This is a genomic window from Noviherbaspirillum sp., assembly GCF_035254685.1.
Classification (GTDB): domain Bacteria; phylum Pseudomonadota; class Gammaproteobacteria; order Burkholderiales; family Burkholderiaceae_D; genus Noviherbaspirillum.
This window is the reverse complement of sequence record NZ_DATFAI010000038.1, coordinates 1-3919: the sequence shown is the minus strand read 5'-3', so window position 1 is coordinate 3919 and position 3919 is coordinate 1. Positions and strand designations below refer to the sequence as shown.

Genomic DNA, 3919 nt, shown 5'->3' with positions numbered 1-3919 from the left:
GAAGCTGCTGACCGAGGTGCGTGACCAGGGCAGCATCAGTCAGGCGGCCGCCTCTGTCGGCCTGTCGTATCGCCATGCCTGGCAATTGCTGCGTGAATTCGACGAGCAGTTTGGTGCGGCGCTGGTGCAAAAGACACGAGGGCGGGGCACGGTACTGTCGCCACTGGCGGAAAAGCTGATCTGGGCCGACAAGCGGATTGCAGCCCGTCTTTCTCCTATGTTGGATAGCCTCGCCTCGGAACTGGAGCAAGAGCTCGCCGTGCTCCTGGCGACCAATCGTCGCGCCGTACGCATCACGGCGTCGCATGGTTTTGCGGTTGCGGCGTTGATCAACCAGATGGGCGAGAAAAAGATGGCGGTCGACCTGAAGTACCGCAATAGCACGGAGGCAGTGACTGCGCTTTCCCGGGGAGAGTGTGACCTTGCGGGCTTTCATCTGCCGATGGGTGAATTCGAACCAGTCGCGGCTGCGCAATATCTCAAATGGATCAATCCCAGACAGCATGCGCTGATTCACCTGGCGTATCGCATGCAGGGCTTGTTCGTTGCCAAGGGTAATCCGAAGGCAATTCGAGGACTCGCCGATCTCACGCGTAATGACATTCGCTTCGTGAATCGGCAACATGGCTCCGGCACGCGGATGCTGCTTGAACTGTTCCTGGCGAAGCACGGCATCAGGACCGCCGATATTGCCGGCTACGAGAGTGCCGAATTTACGCATGCTGCCGTTGCCGCATACGTGGCGAGCGACATGGCAGATGTCAGCTTCGGCGTTGAGGCCGCAGCCAGAAGATTCGATCTCGATTTTATTCCGATCGTACGTGAGCGGTACTTTTTTGCGTGCGACCAAATTGCTTTGAGCGAGCCGCCGACGAGCGCGGTGCGGACAATCATGTTGAGTGAGAAATACAGATCGGTAGTGAGCGATCTGGCTGGATATGACGCCGCGTTGTCCGGTTCCGTGGTGAAGCTGGGTGCCATGTTGTAGCCGGGAGCGGAAGTAATCATGGATACGGCAGCGGTAGTTTGCTGGAAGCGGTGACATGAGTGACGTGGACAGCGATTGTGGCGCCATTCTTTTAAACGGGGTTAAGTTCGGGCGCCGGACTAAATTCCTCCGACCCTGCTGCTGGCTACCGGCGTTTCTGACCACCACGCGCATGCGTCATGGTGCGCCCAGACCCCGCCCATTCGTGATGGATACGTCACTCTGAAGGAGAAACAGTTCTGTCGTGGAATCACATTAGTGACTCACCAATGCCAGGATTCCGCTCACCATTGCTGTGGACTCAACAGCACCGCTTTCCAGCCGTTTGTCTAAAGCAAGGCCATCAGCGACATCTTGACCGGTATCGAACGCACTTGTCTGCTTATTCCTAATTCAGGACATCATGTCTTGAGGACGCTAGTAATCCGGATGACACGCACATCGCCAGCATGACACAGGCGCCAATGTCTGCAGGTCGATGCGCGACCCCGAGTTGCCTGGAAACGCCAAGCCTTTGTCGTCATCTCCGAGGTTGGCGGTTGTCGTCCATGGACATGTTGTAGTCGCCGATAGCCGCGCGCCATCCTGCTCCAACGAATAGCATACCGCGATGTTTAATCGTGGCGCGAGGAACGGTATGGTAGCGAAAATAATCGACGGCAAGGAGGTAGCAGCCAAGGTGCGCGAGGATTGCAGGCAGCGTGTCGAAGCCTTGGGTGCCTTTGGCACCCGGCCTGGCCTTGCAGTCATCATTGTTGGCGACAATCCTGCATCAAAGGTCTATGTCGCCAACAAGGCGAAGGCCTGTTCGGAAGTTGGGCTCAATTCCAAGGTGCATGCGTTCCCGGCCGAGACCGAGGAAGCGGAGGTGCTGCGGCTGATCGACACCTTGAACCACGACCCATCGATTCACGGCATTCTGGTCCAGTTACCGCTGCCGCCGAATTACAACGTCCGGCGCATTCTTGAAACCATTTCAAGGGATAAGGATGTTGACGGCTTCCATCTCTACAATGTCGGCGCCCTGGCGGTCGGCAGCTCCATTTTTCCGCCCTGCACACCCTACGGGGTCAGCAAGATCCTCGAGCACGAACACATCGAGGTGGCGGGACAGAATGTGGTGGTGGTCGGCGCGAGCAATATCGTTGGTAAGCCCATGGCACTCATGCTGATGCAGAAGGATGCTACCGTCTGTATCTGCCATGCCAAGACACGGGATCTTGCGCAATTCACAATTCTCGCGGATATCCTGGTGGTCGCTGCCGGACGACCCAATCTCATTCTTCCCCAGATGGTAAAAACCGGGGCGGCAGTCATCGACGTCGGAATCAATCGCCTACCGAACGGTGATCTGGTCGGAGATGTTGATTTCGACGGGGTAAGTCAGAAGGCTTCGCACATTACGCCGGTACCGGGAGGAGTGGGGCCGATGACGGTCACCATGTTAATCGAGAATACGGTGCAGGCAGCGGAAAGATTTGTGGGGATCAAGGGATAGGGCTTCTAAGCCGCCGTGCTATCTGAACGGCTCCGTCGCGGGGATGGTTGACGTGTACCGTGGTTTTGGTATCCGACTTCGTGTTTGATACGCTCTGAACATACGGTGCCGTCACCGACGAGGGTAAGTCTACCGCACATCGCGCGGATATCGGCCGTTCCACGCCAACTCAGAGGTGACTTTTGAGCCACGCCTTACAGCCAGTAGTTTGATCGTAGTCGAATTGCAGGAGCAAGGATGACTGAACGGGTACATGTTCATCGCAACGGTGTTTTGCTGATTCTTGGTTCAGCGACTGTGTGGAGCTTTGGAGGCACCATTGCGCGCTTCCTGAGCGTGACTGACATTTGGACTGTGGTGTTTTGGCGCTCGCTGTTTGCGGCAGCATTTCTGCTTTGCTTCATGCTCAGGCGTGAAGGCCTGCGCGGCACCCGTGATTTGTTCCTGTCGATGGGCTGGGCCGGACTCGGTGTCGGTACGTGTTTTGCCATCTCATCCACAACCTTTGTGGCAGCACTTGCCTACACCACGGTAGCCAACATCCTGCTCATTCAGGCGGGGATACCACTCATCGCTGCACTGATGGCATTCCTGTTGTTTAGGGAAAGGGTGCGGCCTGCCACCTGGGCGGCCATCGCCGCCGTAATCGCCGGCGTCAGTATTATGGTTTCAGCTTCTTTAGGCAATAAGGTGTTGCCAACGGGAGATAGCTTGGCACTCTTGGCTGCAATTTTCTTTTCCAGTGCACTTATTATTACGCGCCGTCATTCTGACGTGCGAATGGTTCCCGCGGTCTGTCTCGGAGCGCTGATCGCGGGTGGCGTAGCGGCGGTGATGGCCCCAAGCTACGCGGTGGATACGCGCGACGCATTACTGCTCTTCTTGTTCGGTGCACTCAATTGGGCGTTGGGCATGATTCTGTTCGTCAGCGGCGCGCCCCTCATTCCGTCTGCACCGGCCGCACTGATCGGAGTAGCCGAGCCGGTGCTAGGGCCATTGTGGGTGTGGATGATTCATAACGAAGTGCCAGCCACGCGTACGATCGTCGGTGGCTTCGTAGTGTCTTGTGCGCTGGTGGCGCATCTGGGCTGGCAGTTAACGCAAAGGGGGAAGTTCGTGCAATGAAGCCTTGTCTATCGCTTGACGCACGCACCTTGAAACACTAGTATTTCGTCCGACATCAGCATCCAGGAACACGGTGCAATTCCGTGGCGGGCCCGCCGCTGTAATCGGGGACGGATGCCGCAGGACCATGGTTTGCCATGGTCAGTCACTGTCGGGATGTATCCCGGCGGGAAGACGCGGCAACTCCGGACGATCCGAGAGCCAGAAGACCTGCTGAAGTCGCTTCAGGATACATCCACCTATGGCAAGGGGAGTCGCTGCTACGCATGGTCGCGTAGCAGCGACTCCCCTTTTTCTTTTCCGGAATC

At 57.1% G+C, this 3919-nt stretch carries 3 protein-coding genes and 1 riboswitch; all 3 genes read left to right on the top strand.

Translation table 11 applies throughout. The annotated features are described in order from the left end of the window. Positions 1–988, top strand: a 988-nt coding sequence (locus tag VJ698_RS16945) for a substrate-binding domain-containing protein (RefSeq protein WP_324103968.1), incomplete at its 5' end; no start/stop codon positions are given. Between the two features lie 637 nt (positions 989–1625). Next, entirely contained in the window at positions 1626–2486 is an 861-nt protein-coding gene (gene folD, locus VJ698_RS16940) for a bifunctional methylenetetrahydrofolate dehydrogenase/methenyltetrahydrofolate cyclohydrolase FolD (RefSeq protein WP_324103967.1), read from the top strand. 237 nt (positions 2487–2723) lie between these two features. Next, positions 2724–3611, top strand: coding sequence for a DMT family transporter (locus VJ698_RS16935; protein WP_324103966.1), 888 nt, complete (start codon positions 2724–2726; stop codon positions 3609–3611). A gap of 39 nt (positions 3612–3650) precedes the next feature. Next, a riboswitch (cobalamin riboswitch) is annotated at positions 3651–3843 on the top strand. The last annotated feature ends 76 nt before the right edge of the window (positions 3844–3919 follow it).